Annotated in this window: 14 protein-coding genes and 1 riboswitch; of the genes, 11 read left to right on the top strand and 3 right to left on the bottom strand. The window is 51.3% G+C overall.

The genetic code is table 11. The features are described 5' to 3' along the window. Positions 1 to 47: 47 nt before the first annotated feature. Complete coding sequence (locus BLS69_RS16560) at positions 48 to 851, bottom strand: Cof-type HAD-IIB family hydrolase (RefSeq protein ID WP_062833159.1); 804 nt, start codon at positions 849 to 851, stop codon at positions 48 to 50. A 290-nt stretch (positions 852 to 1,141) separates the two neighbouring features. Next, a complete protein-coding gene (locus BLS69_RS16555; RefSeq protein WP_091033548.1) occupies positions 1,142 to 2,146 on the bottom strand; it encodes a lipoate--protein ligase in 1,005 nt (334 codons plus the stop codon). 189 nt (positions 2,147 to 2,335) lie between these two features. Here BLS69_RS16555 and cobD point away from each other — a divergent pair, with 189 nt between their 5' ends. From cobD to BLS69_RS16500, 11 genes are all read left to right on the top strand, one after another. Beyond that, complete coding sequence (gene cobD, locus BLS69_RS16550; protein ID WP_091033545.1) at positions 2,336 to 3,526, top strand: threonine-phosphate decarboxylase CobD; 1,191 nt, start codon at positions 2,336 to 2,338, stop codon at positions 3,524 to 3,526. Continuing rightward, complete coding sequence (locus BLS69_RS16545; protein WP_091033541.1) at positions 3,523 to 4,353, top strand: adenosylcobinamide amidohydrolase; 831 nt, start codon at positions 3,523 to 3,525, stop codon at positions 4,351 to 4,353. Before cobD ends, BLS69_RS16545 begins: the two co-directional genes overlap by 4 nt. A 44-nt stretch (positions 4,354 to 4,397) precedes the next feature. After that, complete coding sequence (cbiB, locus tag BLS69_RS16540; RefSeq protein ID WP_091035083.1) at positions 4,398 to 5,378, top strand: adenosylcobinamide-phosphate synthase CbiB; 981 nt, start codon at positions 4,398 to 4,400, stop codon at positions 5,376 to 5,378. Further along, positions 5,369 to 6,049, top strand: coding sequence for a histidine phosphatase family protein (locus BLS69_RS16535; RefSeq protein ID WP_143023587.1), 681 nt, complete (start codon positions 5,369 to 5,371; stop codon positions 6,047 to 6,049). Before cbiB ends, BLS69_RS16535 begins: the two co-directional genes overlap by 10 nt. Before the next feature lie 160 nt (positions 6,050 to 6,209). Next, positions 6,210 to 6,346: riboswitch (cobalamin riboswitch) on the top strand. A 409-nt stretch (positions 6,347 to 6,755) separates the two neighbouring features. Further along, positions 6,756 to 7,754 (top strand): ABC transporter substrate-binding protein, encoded by a 999-nt coding sequence (locus tag BLS69_RS16530; RefSeq protein ID WP_091033535.1) that lies wholly within the window; start codon positions 6,756 to 6,758, stop codon positions 7,752 to 7,754. After that, positions 7,751 to 8,797: a FecCD family ABC transporter permease gene (locus tag BLS69_RS16525; RefSeq protein ID WP_091033533.1), complete on the top strand. Its 1,047-nt coding sequence runs from the start codon at positions 7,751 to 7,753 to the stop codon at positions 8,795 to 8,797. Before BLS69_RS16530 ends, BLS69_RS16525 begins: the two co-directional genes overlap by 4 nt. Continuing rightward, positions 8,794 to 9,606 carry an ABC transporter ATP-binding protein gene (locus BLS69_RS16520; RefSeq protein WP_091033530.1) on the top strand — a complete coding sequence of 271 codons (813 nt, stop codon included), beginning with the start codon at positions 8,794 to 8,796 and terminating at the stop codon, positions 9,604 to 9,606. Before BLS69_RS16525 ends, BLS69_RS16520 begins: the two co-directional genes overlap by 4 nt. A 45-nt stretch (positions 9,607 to 9,651) precedes the next feature. Beyond that, positions 9,652 to 10,773, top strand: coding sequence for a nicotinate-nucleotide--dimethylbenzimidazole phosphoribosyltransferase (gene cobT / locus BLS69_RS16515; protein WP_091033527.1), 1,122 nt, complete (start codon positions 9,652 to 9,654; stop codon positions 10,771 to 10,773). Beyond that, positions 10,770 to 11,330, top strand: coding sequence for a bifunctional adenosylcobinamide kinase/adenosylcobinamide-phosphate guanylyltransferase (cobU, locus tag BLS69_RS16510; RefSeq protein ID WP_091033520.1), 561 nt, complete (start codon positions 10,770 to 10,772; stop codon positions 11,328 to 11,330). The genes cobT and cobU overlap by 4 nt, the downstream gene beginning before the upstream one ends. Continuing rightward, positions 11,327 to 12,217, top strand: coding sequence for an adenosylcobinamide-GDP ribazoletransferase (gene cobS / locus BLS69_RS16505; RefSeq protein WP_091033517.1), 891 nt, complete (start codon positions 11,327 to 11,329; stop codon positions 12,215 to 12,217). Before cobU ends, cobS begins: the two co-directional genes overlap by 4 nt. Before the next feature lie 125 nt (positions 12,218 to 12,342). Continuing rightward, positions 12,343 to 13,887: a cobyric acid synthase gene (locus tag BLS69_RS16500; protein WP_091035081.1), complete on the top strand. Its 1,545-nt coding sequence runs from the start codon at positions 12,343 to 12,345 to the stop codon at positions 13,885 to 13,887. A gap of 127 nt (positions 13,888 to 14,014) precedes the next feature. On the opposite strand, the gene BLS69_RS16495 is transcribed toward BLS69_RS16500, so the two are convergent. Next, positions 14,015 to 15,715, bottom strand: coding sequence for a methyl-accepting chemotaxis protein (locus tag BLS69_RS16495; protein WP_091033515.1), 1,701 nt, complete (start codon positions 15,713 to 15,715; stop codon positions 14,015 to 14,017). Positions 15,716 to 15,799: the final 84 nt, after the last annotated feature.

The following is a 15,799-nucleotide window of genomic DNA, read 5'->3' as shown; positions in this document are numbered from 1 at the left end:
AGCCCTGCACGGCGAAATTCGCCGACTGGGCTGTTCGTTGATCTTAATTACTCTGCGTTCAGTACAAACTTCTCAATAACCTCTTTTACGCCGTCTTCGTTATTACTTGCCGTAATGTAGTCCGCCAGCTCTTTCAGCGCAGGAATGGCATTCCCCATCGCTACACCAAGACCAGCAACTTCGAGCATCTCATGGTCGTTCCAGGAGTCGCCGATGGCAATACACTCGCTGAGCTGGTGACCGAAATGGTCAGCCAGGAAGGTCAGGGCATGGCCTTTAGTTCCTTCATTGTGCATGATCTCCAGGAAGTAAGGTTTGGACTTCGTGATATGCACTTGAGGTCCGAGCAATTCACGCAGGTCAACGGCAACCTTATCCAAGTAGTCAGGCTCATCAATAATAAGCAGCTTTGGTGTTTTTTGTTCGATCACTTTGATGAAATCAGATTCGATGTAATATTGGGTGCCGTTTAATTTGGCATAATCACGCAGCTTGTCGTTTTCCTCACGCGCATACAGCTTGTCGTCAATATATGTTTGAAGGTGGAGATTGTTCTCCAGGCAGTAATCATACAATTTGCGGGAAGCTTCCTGTGGAACATAACGCTCATAGAGGACTTTTTCGTCCAGCAGGTTTTTCACCAATGCGCCTTGATACGTAATAATCGGCACGTTAAGTCCGGTTTGACGAGCAAGCGCTTGTGCGGAAGCATAAGCACGTCCAGTCGCCAGCGTTACAGTTACACCATGGGCAACCGCTTGTTCCAGTGCAGTCTGTGTAGCAGGGGTTACTTCCTTGTTGTCGTTGATCAGTGTGTCATCAATGTCGATTGCGATTAATTTGTAGGTCATCTGTGTTTCTCTCCTTTTTTTATCTGTATCTATCTGGTATCTATACCCGACTTAATCTATATCAGTTCAACTAAACGTTTTACACGAGAACGGAGAGGACAGAAAAAAACTGAAGAAGCGGAGCGTTCGCCTGAAAGCTTTCTGAAAGAAAGCTACATCGGAAGCATAAGCTATCACCGGATTTTCCCTTTGAAGAAGGGAATCAAAAAAATCTGGGGATAACAGCGATCGGAAGGTTATTCTGTCATCGGAGTGGCAGGTGTAAACATTCTTGGGTTGAACTTATATACCTACTCTTCTAGGAAAACAAGGCCGATAAACTCTTCCAGCTCAAGGTTGCCGAAGTAATGTTTTACATCCAGGCCCTCAAGTGCAGTACGCACCTCGGATTCCTCATACCGCTTGCCGCGCAGCATATCTTCGATATCCGCCACATCGCCTACACCGAAGAAGTCGCCAAAGATTTTGATATCTTCGATGCGTCCATCCTTGATGTTCATGCGCAGATCGATGATGCCAACAGGGAATTTGCGAGTGTGCTTCACATTGCTTTCCGGAGACAAGCCATAGTTCCAGTCCCAGTTGTTATATCGCTCAGCGGAGATTTCTTTGATTTTGTCCCAGTCTTTGTCAGTGAGCGTGTACTGTGGAACGTCCTTAGGCTCCATCCGGAAAATGTGACGTAACAGCTCATCGCGGAACTGCTCAATCGTCAGGTTGGTGTCAATCAGATCCCGTATGTTGGCGACCCGGCTGCGCACGGACTTGGTGCTCTTGGATTTGAATTTCTCGGGATTGACGTTCAGGGAAGCCTGAACATGCTCCAAATTCAGATCAAACATCAATGTGCCATGACTGAACATGCGCCCACGTGTGGAAAACTGGGCGTTGCCCGAAATTTTCTTTTCGCCGACTTGCAGATCATTACGCCCGGTCAACTCGGCATTTACACCAAGCTCATGCAAAGCTTCAACCACAGGCTGGGTGAACTTGCGGAAATTGTGGAAGGATTGACCGTCATCCGCTGTAATAAAACTGAAATTCAGGTTGCCCAGATCGTGATATACCGCTCCGCCTCCCGAAAGACGACGAACCACCTGGACACCGTTATCCTGAACGTACTCGATATTAATTTCTTCAATCGTATTTTGATGTTTTCCGATGATAATCGACGGACGGTTGATGTAGAACAGCAGATAGCTGTCATCCTCCATCGGCAGATGTTTCAGAATGTACTCCTCAATGGCAAGGTTTACAGAAGGATCTGTAATGCCCTGGTTGTCTACAAACAGCATGGTCATTCCTCCATTAATGTATGTGAGGGATTGCTAGTCCCTTATGTAGTGAACCTTGTATATCAAAAGGAACCGAAATTCCTCTTCTATTGTAAACGAATTATGGTTGGGACACAAAGAAAACAGGATTGACCCACACCTCCCGTGCCATCCATAATAAAAAGGACATACAGAAAGGATGACGGAAGAATGACCGGTTATATCGAAGTGTTCGGACATGGCGGGGACGTGGAGACGGCTGCGTCACGATTTGGGAGAGAAGCCGCTGATTTTCTGGATTTCAGTGCCAACATTAATCCGCTCGGTCCGCCCAGAGGGGTGCTGAAGGCTATACAGCAAGGATTACAGTCGGTGATTCGGTATCCCGATCCGGGGCATCGGGGATTCAAAGCACTGCTGAGCGAGCGTCTTGGTGTGATGCAGGAGCAGATTTCTGTGGGCAACGGTGCAGCCGAAAGTATGGCGCTCATTCTGCTGGGGCTTGCCCCGCGCAAGGTGGGTACGGTGGAACCTGGATTCTCGGAGTACCGCGCGTTGGCACGACAATTCGGTGCCGAGGTTGTGCATACGGAGGGCAGAGAAGAGCTGGCGTGGCGAGCGGAACCCGAGGAGATCGAGCAGCTCATGGAAAAGGTAGACTTGCTCTTCCTTGGCCAGCCCAACAATCCAAACGGTGTACAATATCCGCTTGAGGTATTGCAAAGGCTTGCCAGCAAAGCGGAAGAAACGGGAACTGTAATCGTTATTGATGAGGCATTTATGGATTTTATTCCGGTAGCCCGGCGCCAGTCCCTGGCAGCACATCTGAATGACTATCCAAATGTGATCATCATTCGCTCGATGACGAAGTTTTATGCCATTCCGGGCTTGCGTCTCGGATATGCTTTGGGCCGTGCCGAATACATTCAGGCGATGACGAAGAAACAGGTGACCTGGAGTGTCAACGGTCTGGCGCTCATGGCAGGGGAAGCCTGTCTGCGCAGCGGAGAACGGTACGAACAGGAGACCATAGCACAGATCACGCGGGAACGGGAGCGTCTCATCGAAGGACTGAAGGCGTACGGATGTGCGGTGACACCGGGAGAGGCGAATTTTATTTTGGTACGTGTGCCGGCCCCTTGGACAGCAGCATCAATGCAGGAGGCGCTGGGCCGAAGGGGCATCCTGATTCGCAGCTGTGCCATGTATCCGGGGCTTGACGAAGGTCATGTACGTTTTGCGGTCAAGGATGCAGACGCCAATGCTACATTACTCAAAGTGCTGGGCGGCGTGCTGGAAACCAAGGGATATCCAAATGTCGATCAGTCCTCCATTCATGAATCAAGTCAGCAGGAGCAGGCGAAAGATTCGGAACAGGCACAGGGAGGGAGGCGGTCGTGACACTCCCGTTTTATAACTACTTTGCGAATGGAGAAACAGGCGAGAATGAATATGCCTCCTCTTCCTGGCCGGGACTGATCATATCTGCACATGAACGACATATCAAAGCACAGAACCCAAGGGCTGCCCAAGCGCTGTCGAGTGCAGTGTATGGCGGAGGGATGCTTGAACTGGATCGCATATTTAACATCTATGTGGACAGGCATTACCGCTGTGATGATCCGCCGCGTGATATCGAACAGGCGCTGAATGAATGGCATGAGCCGCGGGATCAATGCGCCGGATTATTGACGGCCGTAAGGCTGGAGCATACCTCCATTCAGGAATATACAAGTGATGAATTTGGTCTTCTGTGCTGTACCACTGCGGGTGTATCGAATGCAGCACGCGCGGGATCGGAGAGAACGGTATTTGATACGGTGGGAAATAAGAAGATGTCTTCCGGTAGGGAGCCCTCTGCTCCTTCAGCACGGAATCTAACGATTCACCCCTATGTCCCAGGTACAATTAACATCATGCTCTGGTTGAATGGACGAATGACCACCGGGGCGATGGTGAATGCGGTACAGACGGCGGTGGAAGCCAAAGCGGCCGCGTTGGCGGATGCGGGTGTTCTGGATTCGGAGAACGGGTTGCCCGCCACCGGCACCACAACCGATGCCATTGTGTTTGCGGTACGTCAGCGAGTGGAAGAACCTCAGCCGATGATTACTTATGCCGGGACAGCAACTACGGCAGGGGCGGCGATTGGCAGATTGGTATACGACACGGTGACGGAGAGCCTTCACGCCGGACTGTTATGGAAAGAGAGGATCAGGCACAAATGACTTTTGACGTGGAGCATCTATGGACTTGGCCGTTCTGGACAGGCATGGCGGGAGCCTGGATTATTATACTGGCGTACCTGTTGGACCGATGTATCGGAGATCCGCGCTGGATTCCCCACCCGGTGATTGGCATGGGAAAAGGCATCTCGGCGTTGGAGTGTGTCATTCGCTCGCGTGTGAGCACAGATTCGGGGCTGAAGAGAGCCGGGCTGTTGTTCCCGATTTTGATTGCGGGGGGTTCTTTTGCCATCACCTGGGGACTCGTATATGTGCTTGGGCTAATCCACCCTGTCATTGCAGCGGCAGCTGAAGTGGTGCTCATTGCAACGACTATTGCTTCAAAAGGGCTGAAGGATGCAGGTATGGAAGTGTATCGTCATCTGAAGCAGCAGGATTGGCCGGCGGCCAGACGTTCACTGGGCATGATTGTTGGACGTGATACGGGGCATCTGGATGAACCGGAGGTTGTACGGGGTACGGTAGAGACGGTTGCCGAAAATATCGTGGATGCCATTGTATCACCGTTATTCTATGCACTTATTGGAGGCGCTCCACTAGCCATGGCTTATCGCGCCGTCAACACGTTGGATTCCATGGTCGGATATAAAAATGACAAGTATCTGCATCTTGGCTGGGCCTCGGCCCGTCTGGATGATGTGGCGAACTGGATACCTGCGCGGCTGACCGCGATTCTGTTAATCGTTGGTGCCTGGGTCATGAAGCTGGACGCGAAAGGAGCAGCACGCATGGTCGCACGGGATGCAAGACTGCATCCAAGTCCGAATAGTGGTTTTCCCGAATCTGCGGTGGCCGGAGCACTGGGCATCCGGCTTGGGGGACATAACGTGTATCACGGCGTTGCTTCATTTCGTGCCTACATGGGTGAAGCCACACGGCCGATGGAAGCCGAGGATATTGTGCAAACGTCACGCCTGATGTTCTGGTCGGCAGGGGCTTTTGTGGTACTATGCGTGTTCATAACGTTGGGGGTGTGGCTAGCAGGAGGGACGCTGTTATGGTCATAAATGCAGGAAATGAAGTACATACGAATCAGCAGCCTGAGCCGCTGAAACGAAACATTCTGTGGGTCCGTCATGGGACAACGCTGTGGAATGTGGAAAAAAGATACTTGGGGCATACCGACATCGGTCTGCTGCCAAATGCCAAAGAAGAGCTGGCTCCGCTTCATGAACAATTGAGCATTGTTTCGTGGCACGAGGTATACTGCAGTGATCTGCTTCGCTGTCGGCAGACGCTGGAACAGATTCTTCCTGATGCTAGCGGACAGGTGAAGTTCGACTCACGCCTGCGTGAGAATGATTTTGGACAGTGGGAAGGGCTGACCTATGATCAGCTCAAGGATAACCTTGTGTACCGAAACTGGATAGATGCCCCGCAGGAGGTCACTCCGCCTGAGGGGGAATCGTGGCAGGATTTTACTGGACGGTTGAACTCCTTTCTCCAAGAGATGTTGTTGGAGGGCCGTCCTTCGACGCACGTTAATGAGGGGCGAGTGCCAACCATAGTTGTGGTTACGCATGGTGGTGTCATCCGGTATGCCTTGTCCCGTCTGATTGCCGGGCTTGGGTTCTGGGATACACATGTCGTACCGGGACAGGCGATTCAGGTTCAGCTTGAACAACAGGGGAATCAATGGTTTGGCAGCAGAGTGACTTTTCCGCCAATCGGGTTGTAAGGATGTACAATATACCCTATAATCACAACAGAAGTGTGACTTCAGCATGGTACAGATACGTTGCAGGTTGTGAAGCCTGAATGAGTATGCAACATGCAGAAATTACACGGCAATGGTTTACCATATCAGCGACCAAGGGTCCCGCGTGTGAAGGCTGTTTTCATGGCAGATTAGTATGAGTCACGAAACACACAAGGGTGAAATGGGGAAGCCGGTGCAAATCCGGCACGGTCCCGCCACTGTAAAACAGGATGATTCCTGTAAGTCAGGTTACCTGCCCTGGACGTACAAACCGGTGTTCCTTCGAGGAAAGGACAGCGTTTCGGGCTATTCTATGCGCATGGACAACTTTTGGTTGAACATGTACAGATCGCCATATGCGAGACGTCATCCCTGATCCTTGTCCATGGATTGGGGATTTTTTATTGTTCATGTAAGATGAACCGAGACCAATTTTACACGAGGTCACTCCGATTGCAGTACCATCTTCCGATCGCTGTTATCCCCAGATTTTTTGATTCCCTTTTTGAAATGGAAAATCTGGTGATAAAGGCGAACACTTCGTTTCTTCAGATTGGTTCTGCACTCTCCGTTAGAGTGTAAATGTTGCAGTTCAAACCTTACACAGGAACACCAAGACATGGGGAATAAGAGTTCGAGCACGATGCAAGAAAATAGTACAAATAGAGAAGGGGAGAATAACAGAATGAATTTCAAAAATTGGAAAAGCGTAGCGTCCCTGCTAAGTGCAGCGGCACTCGCACTGGCTTTGGCCGGATGTGGCAATGCAACAACAAACGAGGGCACAGGTACTTCACAGCAACCGGCACAGGAGCAGTCCCAAGGCCAGGCTCAGACGGACCTCAAAACACAATATCCACTTACCGTTACGGATGCAACGGGTGAATCATTCACCTTTGAAAAGGCACCGGCCAAAATTGTATCCGTGTCTCCGGCTGAGACGGAATCCCTGTTTGCCCTTGGATTGGACGATCAGATCGTTGGTGTATCCGACTATGACGATTATCCGGAAGCAGCAACAACCAAAGCTAAAATGGGTGGTATCACCAAGCCCAATGAAGAGTCCATCATTGCCGCTGAAGCCGACATTGTCTTCACAGGTATCTCGATGAGCGAAGATGCGGTGAAGAAGCTGCGCGAACTGGGTATTACCATTTTCAAAACGGACCCTAAATCCATTGACGATGTAATGAACAATATCGAAACCTTCGGTAAAATCACGGATCATCAGGAAAAAGCACAAGAAATCATCACCCAGATGAAACAGGACGTGACGGATGTAACCGAAGCGGTGAAGGCAGTTAAACCGGAAGAGAAGAAAAAAGTATACGTTGAATTCTCCCCAGGCTGGACTGTGGGTAAAGGCGAATTTATGGATGAACTCATCACTGTAGCCGGTGGTAGCAATATTGCTTCGGACAAAGAGGGCTGGTATGAAATTAATGAAGAGAACGTGATTGCCTCCAACCCGGATGTGATCCTGTATGCCAACGATGTAATTGATGAAAACTCCAAAACACTGGATCAGATCATCAAGGCGCGCAGCGGCTGGGATCAAATTACGGCTGTGAAAAATGACGCGGTTATTGGCCTGGATGCCAATCTGCTGAGCCGTCCGGGTCCACGGGTAACTCAAGGGTTGAAAGAAGTAGCCAAAGCGATCTACCCTGACTTGTTCCAATGAGTAAAAAGCTGATCCTGTTCGGAATGACGGGCATGGTGCTGCTGGTGCTCACCGTGCTCATCTGCACGGGCATTGGTTCAGTAGCGTTGCCGATCCGGGATATTGCAGGTATCCTGATTCACAAAATTCCCTGGGTGGGCGATTGGATTACACCGGATTGGAATAAGGCAGCCGAACAGATTATCTGGAAAGTCAGATTCCCACGTGTACTGCTTGCCGTGCTCGTGGGCGCATCGTTGGCGATTGCCGGTGCGGGATTCCAGGGGGTTCTTCGGAACCCGCTGGCAGACCCGTTCACCCTGGGCGTATCATCCGGTGCTTCGGTGGGTGCAGCCTTTCTGATTTTCTTCGGATTGCAGTATGCACTGATCGGAATCTGGACGTTGCCACTGGTGGCGTTTTTGACGGGTGTAATCACGTTATGGTTTGTTATGGCACTGGCTCGTGAAGGGCGTAAAATACCTACACACAGCCTCATTCTGGCTGGTGTGGTCATGCAAAGTTTCCTGGGCGCAGTTGTTTCCTTCCTGTCGACCATGTCGAAACAGACGATTAATGAAATTATATACTGGACGATGGGAAGTCTGGCTCTGCGTGGGTGGTCGTATACGGCCATCCTTTTCCCGTATTTTCTGTTAGGGCTGGTCTTTCTCTGGAGCCGCGCACGCTCGTTGAATGTGCTTGCACTGGGAGAACGTCAAGCAGCACATATCGGGATCGGAGTAGACCGGCTTAAGCTGTCCGTGCTGGCAGTTGGCACTCTGCTGACCGCAGGGGCTGTCTCAGTATCAGGTGTCATCGGATTCGTTGGATTGGTGATCCCGCATATGTTGCGGCTGGTGGTGGGACCGGATTACCGACTGCTGGTACCTTTGTCTGCCATTGGTGGAGCGATCTTCATGGTGTGGGCAGATACCATAGCAAGGTCGTTGCTGGCGCCAACTGAAATTCCGCTCGGTGTTGTCACCGCCTTTGTTGGTGCGCCGTTCTTTGCTTACCTGCTGCACCGGAACAAAAAGTTGCAGAAGGGGATGATGCCATGAATTCCAGTACCAGTTCCAACTCGACTTCACTTATCTCCATTAAGGGAGCAGGGAAGTCATATGGCAATCATCAGGCCCTGCGCAATGTAGACTGGCATGTTGGCGAAGGTGACTGGTGGGGAGTTGTCGGACCAAACGGCAGCGGCAAGTCCACCCTGATCCAGCTTATTGCCGGAACGGAACAGTTAGGCGAAGGTCAGATCCGTATCGATGGTCGAGACATCGGCTCTTACAGCCGTAAGGACCTGTCGCGCATGATCGCTGTATTGCAACAGGATGGCTTGCCAGCCATCTCCTATCCTGTACGAGACGTGGTGGAGATGGGGCGATATCCATACCAGAACTGGCTGGGGCGGGAAACGGGTGATGGGGCACTTGTGGTGGACAGAGTGCTTGAAGATCTGGGATTGACAGAGCTGGCGGACAGACCGCTGGATGCACTCAGCGGCGGACAACGGCAGCGGGTCGCACTAGCCAAAGTTATGGCTCAGGAGCCGAGGTTACTTCTGCTGGACGAGCCGACCACGTTTCTGGATATTAAATATCAATTGCAATTCATGGAATTGTTATCGGCATGGCGACAGAGGACTAACATTACGATTGTGGCTGTGCTGCATGATCTGAATCTGGCCGCGTTATTTTGCGATCACATTCTGGCGCTGCGTGAGGGTATGGTGGTTGGAAAGGGCACGCCTCATACGTTGATCAACGATGAGAATATCCAGGACATATTTCGCGTCAAACCCGCAATTGTCTCCCATCCCGATCATGCCATACCTCAACTGCTGCTGCGGCGTGACATCGATTAAATGAAGCGGGGCGACCCATATTTTGATGAAGGAAGTGCTGGTTGTATGAATAATGAACAGGTGTTGGAGCATTTAACGAGTAAGATTACTGCTCCTGACCAGGAAGTGGCGGCAGAAACCTCTGCGCATGTGGATTCGTTGACGAAGCCGCCGGGAAGTCTGGGCAAATTGGAAGAGCTGGTGATCCGCCTGGCAGGCATGACGGGCAATGCACGTCCGCGTTTTGATCACAGGGCGGTCATTGTCATGGCCGCAGATCACGGCGTAGTGGAAGAAGGCATCAGTGCTTTTCCTGCCGAAGTGACCCCGCAGATGGTCCAGAATTTCCTCGCTGGAGGCGCAGCGGTGAATGTGCTTGCCCGTCACGCCGGAGCTGATGTGATCTGTGTGGATATCGGGGTGAATGCCGATCTTGAACATCCGGACCTGTTCTCCCGAAAAATTCGCAAAGGGACGGCCAACATGGCCCGAGGTGCAGCAATGACCCGGGATGAGGCAGTTCAGGCTATCCTTGCAGGAGCCGAAGTTGTCTCGGCAGAAGTGGCGAAGGGAACACAGCTGTTTGTCACCGGGGAGATGGGAATCGGCAACACCACCGCAAGTGCTGCGGTAATGAGCGCGTTAATCGGAGTTGCACCAGCTGCCGCCGTGGGGCGAGGCACCGGCATTGATGATGCAGGCTTGCAGCGCAAGGCTGCTGTAGTCAGCCGGGCGCTTAGCGTAAACGCACCGAACCCGGAAGATGCACTGGATGTTCTGTGCAAGGTGGGTGGACTGGAGATTGCCGGACTCACAGGGGTTATTCTCGCAGCAGCTGCTCATCGTTGCCCGGTCGTTGTAGACGGGTTTATCTCTACCGCGGCAGCGCTGGTTGCGAGACAACTTGCACCTCTGAGTACAGCTTATATGATCGCTTCTCATACGTCACATGAAAATGGGCATGGGGCGCTGCTGCGTGAATTGGATCTGAAAGCGATGTTGGATCTGGACATGCGTCTGGGTGAAGGCACAGGCGGCGTGCTTAGTCTTCATCTGATTGACGCAGCATGTCTCATTCTGAACGAGATGGCAACCTTTGCAAGCGCGGGTGTCTCGGATGGGACAAGCCCTGCTTCGGACTCTACTGTGACGGGTGATTCATCCCTGCAAGGAGAGAGTTCCCGATGAGCGTACTGGTGACAGGCGGCGCACGCAGTGGCAAAAGCTCCTTTGCCGAGCGTCTCTGCATGCAACGTTCCTCGGAGGCCTGGTATGTCGCGACAGCTCAGGCGTACGATGATGAAATGCGTGAGCGTATCGCCATGCATCAGCATCAGCGCGAGGCATCGGGGTATCTGTGGCATACAACGGAAGAGCCGATACATCTGCCTGCTTTGATAAGCCGCATGGGTGAAGGGCATACAGGGACTTCTGCACCCACCATTCTGGTGGATTGCCTGACGCTGTGGCTGACAAATGTTTTGTTAGCGCATGAGCATGACGAGAAGCAGGTGTTACAGGGACATTTGGACGCGCTGGTTGAAGCGATTCGAACCTATCCAGGTTTACTTGTTCTGGTTACGAATGAAGTGGGGGACGGGATCGTACCGGAATATGCCCTTGGCAGGAGATATCGGGATTTGGCCGGTGTACTGAATCAGCGCATTGCGGCGATATGTGGTGAAGTGTTTCTGGTGACCGTAGGCATTGCGATTGAACTAAAAAGCAAGGAGTACCGCTTATGAAGGATGGCACGCCTGCTTCTCAGCGTAAACATGCAGCGGCAGCAGCTTTTCAATTTCTGTCCCGTTTCCCTGTCAAAATGCAAATCGATTTTGTCCCGCCGCTGCTGCGGGAAAGTGTAGTCTTTTATCCGCTGGTCGGTGCTGCAATCGGTCTGTGTGTCTGGCTCTTGGGAGCCTTAAGCGGTGCAGTGCTCCCCGCCTTTCCGGCTGCCGTCCTGACCTTGACGTTATGGGTATGGCTCACCGGAGGACTCCATCTTGACGGATGGATGGATACGGCGGATGGCTTGCTCAGTTATCGTACCCGTGAGCGGATGCTGGAGATTATGAAGGACAGCCGTGTCGGGGCCATGGGGGTAATTGCCTGTGTGCTGCTGCTCATGATGAAGGCTGCGCTGATCGCCGATTTTATTGCCCGGGGTCACTGGGTGTACGGTGCGCTGCTGATCCTGCCGATGATCTGGAGCCGCTGGTTCATGGTGTATGCGATGTCGGCCTGGCCGAATGCACGGGGAGATGATGGACTTGCTGTATTGTTTAAAGGTCTGGGTGAGCGGAAGGAAGTCCAGCGTGCACGCAGCTCAGCTGTGGGCCTGACCTTGATCGCAGGGGCAATTACGTTTGCCGCGGTGTGGCTTTTCAAGCCGGATATGGGGATTGCAGATGCGATGGTGAGTGGTCTGGGAACACTGCCATGGTGGCTATACCCGGTGGCGGCAGTTATTATACTGCCTGTGGCGTGTTATTATATCGGCCGATTCGTGGCTGCCCGGATCAGTGAACGGCTCGGCGGTTTAACCGGGGATACGTATGGTGCCATGAATGAGCTGTTGGAGGCGGCTTTGTTGACCGTGCTGAGCGTGCTTCAAGGACTGTTCTGGCTGTAACTTTTGAAGTAAGAAGCAGTATGGAAAGTGTTATGCATGAGGTTGGGAGCAAGGTGATCTGGTATAACACGGAGACAGGGGGAGAGAGCGTGGAAGATAGGCCATCACAACCAGCGGCGGTACTGATGCTGCAAGGAACGGCTTCCGATGTGGGCAAAAGTGTTATCACAACGGCATTGTGCCGGATTTTTAAGCAGGATGGCTTCAAGCCTGCTCCGTTCAAGTCACAGAATATGGCACTGAATTCCTATGTGACGGAAGATGGCAAGGAGATTGGTCGGGCTCAGGGAGCACAGGCCGAGGCCTGCGGTATTGAGGCGACAACCGATATGAATCCAATCCTGATCAAGCCGGTGCGGGACATGCATTCGCAGATCGTGGTACATGGTGTACCTTTTGCCCAGATGAGTGCATCAGATTATCGGCAGAAGTTCCTGCCTGAAGCGAAGCAGACGGTGATGGATGCGCTGAATCGGCTACGGGATACCTATGATATTGTGCTGATGGAAGGAGCGGGCAGTCCGGCCGAGATCAATCTGAAGGACCGGGATATCGTCAACATGAATCTGGCAGGCTGGGCCGATGCGCCGGTGATTCTGATCTCCGATATTGATCGGGGCGGAGTGTTTGCTTCCATTGTAGGTACGCTGGAGCTGCTGGAACCCCATGAGGTGGCGCGTGTCAAAGGGTTCATTATCAACAAGTTCCGCGGTGATCTGTCCCTGTTGCAGCCAGGACTCGACTGGCTCGAAGAACGGACAGGCATTCCAGTATTAGGTGTGTTGCCTTACATAAGAGATATTCAGATTGAAGCAGAGGATTCAGTGGTGCTGGACTCCATGCGTCATGGGAAATCCGGCAAAACCGAGCTGGATCTGGTGGTGATCCGATATCCGCGAATTTCCAACTTTACAGACTTTGACGCACTTTCCCGTGAACCGGATGTGAATGTGCGTTACGTGACCTCGCCAGAGGAATTGGGCAGTCCGGATGCCATTCTTCTACCGGGTACGAAGGATACCATAGGTGACTTGGCATATCTGCGTGAGTCTGGACTGGAGCAGGCGATTGCGAGCCAGACCGAGCGTGAGCATGTTCAGCTTGTAGGGATATGTGGCGGATACCAGATGCTGGGACGTCATCTGAAGGACCCCTTTGCTGTGGAGGCGGATCAGATTCAGGAAGCAAAAGGGCTTGGCTGGCTCCCGCTATCGACAACGTTTCTTCAGGAAAAGCAGACCGTCAGAGCTTCCGGACGGGTGCAGCCTAATAACCCGATTCGTCTGTATGGTGAGCATGATGTAACAGATGCTTCATTACCTGTGAATGGATATGAGATTCATATGGGCGTTACGGAGTGCCACGAGCCTGAACGTGTAACCGCGTTGTTTGAAATCTCACATCCAGGTGGTCAACCTTTCCAAGAAGGCTGGGGCTCTGTAGATGGCGGTGTGTGGGGAACCTACCTGCATGGATTGTTTGAAAGTGATCAATTCCGACGTTCGTGGCTAAATGCCTTGCGTGCAGGAAAAGGACTGGCTCCACTTAAGGAGACATATAGTGCACATGAGCGTAAGGAGATGGAGTTTGATCGGGTAGCCGAATCGTTGCGTTCGGCATTGGATATGAAGCGTGTGTACGAGATTATGGGTGTTCAGGCACCCGAGTGAAACAACAATACCCCCATGTCCGACAAACCGTTCTCTAGAAACGGCATGTTAGCGGCATGGGGGTATTTGTATATCCTATGATTAAGTGAGGTTTAAAACAGGCGATGATAGGTTAATGGTTAACCTGTTAGTTTATTTTGAAATTTTTCATAGCGGATTGCAGCTCTACAGCTTGTTCATGCAGATGACGAACTGTATTCGAATGTGAATCCATCTCGCTGAGCTGAAGATCTGCTGTTGAAGCAATCTGTAGCATACTTTCACGGGATTTGGTCGTAATCTGTGCCGTTTCTTCAACGGATGCACTCACTTCTTCAGCACCAGCGGATACTTGTTGTGTAGAAGCAGAGACGGTCTGAATGGTCAGATTCACGTTCTGAATCAATTCATTCAGTTGCTGGAAGGCTGAGCCTGCTTGTTGAACAACAGTTGTGCCTGAACCAATCTCCTGGGTTACACGGTTCATTGCATCAACCGAGCGCTCAGCATCTTCACGAATGGTACCCAGATAATCCGAAATTTCTTCGGTGGCTGTCTTGGATTGCTCGGCAAGTTTGCGAACTTCTCCAGCAACAACAGCGAATCCGCGGCCATGCTCTCCGGCACGTGCTGCTTCAATGGAGGCGTTGAGTGACAGCATGTTAATCTGTTTGGTGATTTCAAAAATGGAAGCAACAATGGTGCCGATGGCTACCGAACGTTCATTCATAGTTTCGACATAACGCAACGATTCGCTTGCTGTCTGGCCTACACGCTCCATCTGCTCAATGGCATTCTGAGCCAGTCGGTTACCGTTAACTGCCTCGTTGGCTGCTTCACCAATCTGGTCAGACACTTCAGCGGAAGAAGAAGCAATATGCATAATACCTTGCGTAATTTCTTCCATAGCTCTGGCGTTCTCGGATGCGCTTGACGCAATGCTGATGCTGCCTTTTTCTGCATCTTCTGCGAAGCGGCTGGAGTTTCGAACCATGCCGGACATCGATTCAACCCGCTGAAGCAGGTCATTGGAGCCTGATACAACTTCATTGGATGTGGACAAGGCACGGCTAATCATCTCTTTCAGGTTATGCGTCATCGTCTGGAAGCTTGCGGCAAGCTGGGCAATTTCATCTTTACCTTTGATCTCTAGTTCAGCGGTCAGATCACCCTGGGATATTTGTTTGCTATGTTGGACGAGCTTGATGATTGGTTTGGTAACTCTTTTGATCATACTAGTGGAGATAAGCCACCCGAGCACAAACACTAATGCTGTAATCCCAAGACATAACCAGAAAATCTGGGTAATCTTGTCTTGAATGAACTGGGCATCCATGCTCACAGCCATAATCATGTTACTTCCTGCAATAGGGATAAAGGCTGCTTTATGTACACCAAAGGAATCGGAGTAGACCTCACTGATTACCATCTCTTTGTTCTCAATAGCTGCATTCATTGCGGGTTCTACACTGATCTCATCCTGCGCTTTCATGTTTGAAGAAGGGTTGGCCACAACGACTTTGGCTGAGCCATCTTGAATAGCAACAACGTAAGCAGCATCCAGATTATGTTCTTTTGCTTTATCTGCCAGATACGATTCCACGGTCATGGCAGCACCTTCAGAACCGGCTCCGCCACTCTGTACCTGTAGGATTTTGGATGCTGAAGTATTCTTGTATATATCCTGAATGGACGTGTTTAGGACTTTGTCAAACTGCGGCAGCACGTAGCTTTGAATAATATTCATCGATACGGCGTAAAAACTAATACTGAACAACAGGGAAGCAACCAGCAGAACGAGGAATAAGGTGCCTCTGATTTTACCGGCGACGGTGCGATTACGAAACATATGATCATCCTTTCACGTCAAGTTCATTAACATTGTCGCTTTTCCGTAATCATAAGACCTATCTACCAATGAAGAAAGACCTAA

It is taken from the genome of Paenibacillus sp. CF095, assembly GCF_900101225.1.
Lineage (GTDB): Bacteria > Bacillota > Bacilli > Paenibacillales > Paenibacillaceae > Paenibacillus.
Note: the sequence above shows the minus strand (reverse complement) of the source record. Positions and strands in the feature narration are given on the sequence as shown.

Bases quoted from the DNA above. Each gene is read 5' to 3' on its own strand.
- BLS69_RS16560 (WP_062833159.1), bottom strand. From the start codon at position 851: ATGACCTACAAATTAATCGCAATCGACATTGATGACACACTGATCAAC.
- BLS69_RS16555 (WP_091033548.1), bottom strand. From the start codon at position 2,146: ATGCTGTTTGTAGACAACCAGGGCATTACAGATCCTTCTGTAAACCTT.
- cobD (WP_091033545.1), top strand. From the start codon at position 2,336: ATGACCGGTTATATCGAAGTGTTCGGACATGGCGGGGACGTGGAGACG.
- cbiB (WP_091035083.1), top strand. From the start codon at position 4,398: ATGGCGGGAGCCTGGATTATTATACTGGCGTACCTGTTGGACCGATGT.
- BLS69_RS16535 (WP_143023587.1), top strand. From the start codon at position 5,369: ATGGTCATAAATGCAGGAAATGAAGTACATACGAATCAGCAGCCTGAG.
- BLS69_RS16530 (WP_091033535.1), top strand. From the start codon at position 6,756: ATGAATTTCAAAAATTGGAAAAGCGTAGCGTCCCTGCTAAGTGCAGCG.
- BLS69_RS16525 (WP_091033533.1), top strand. From the start codon at position 7,751: ATGAGTAAAAAGCTGATCCTGTTCGGAATGACGGGCATGGTGCTGCTG.
- BLS69_RS16520 (WP_091033530.1), top strand. From the start codon at position 8,794: ATGAATTCCAGTACCAGTTCCAACTCGACTTCACTTATCTCCATTAAG.
- cobT (WP_091033527.1), top strand. From the start codon at position 9,652: ATGAATAATGAACAGGTGTTGGAGCATTTAACGAGTAAGATTACTGCT.
- cobU (WP_091033520.1), top strand. From the start codon at position 10,770: ATGAGCGTACTGGTGACAGGCGGCGCACGCAGTGGCAAAAGCTCCTTT.
- cobS (WP_091033517.1), top strand. From the start codon at position 11,327: ATGAAGGATGGCACGCCTGCTTCTCAGCGTAAACATGCAGCGGCAGCA.
- BLS69_RS16500 (WP_091035081.1), top strand. From the start codon at position 12,343: ATGCTGCAAGGAACGGCTTCCGATGTGGGCAAAAGTGTTATCACAACG.
- BLS69_RS16495 (WP_091033515.1), bottom strand. From the start codon at position 15,715: ATGTTTCGTAATCGCACCGTCGCCGGTAAAATCAGAGGCACCTTATTC.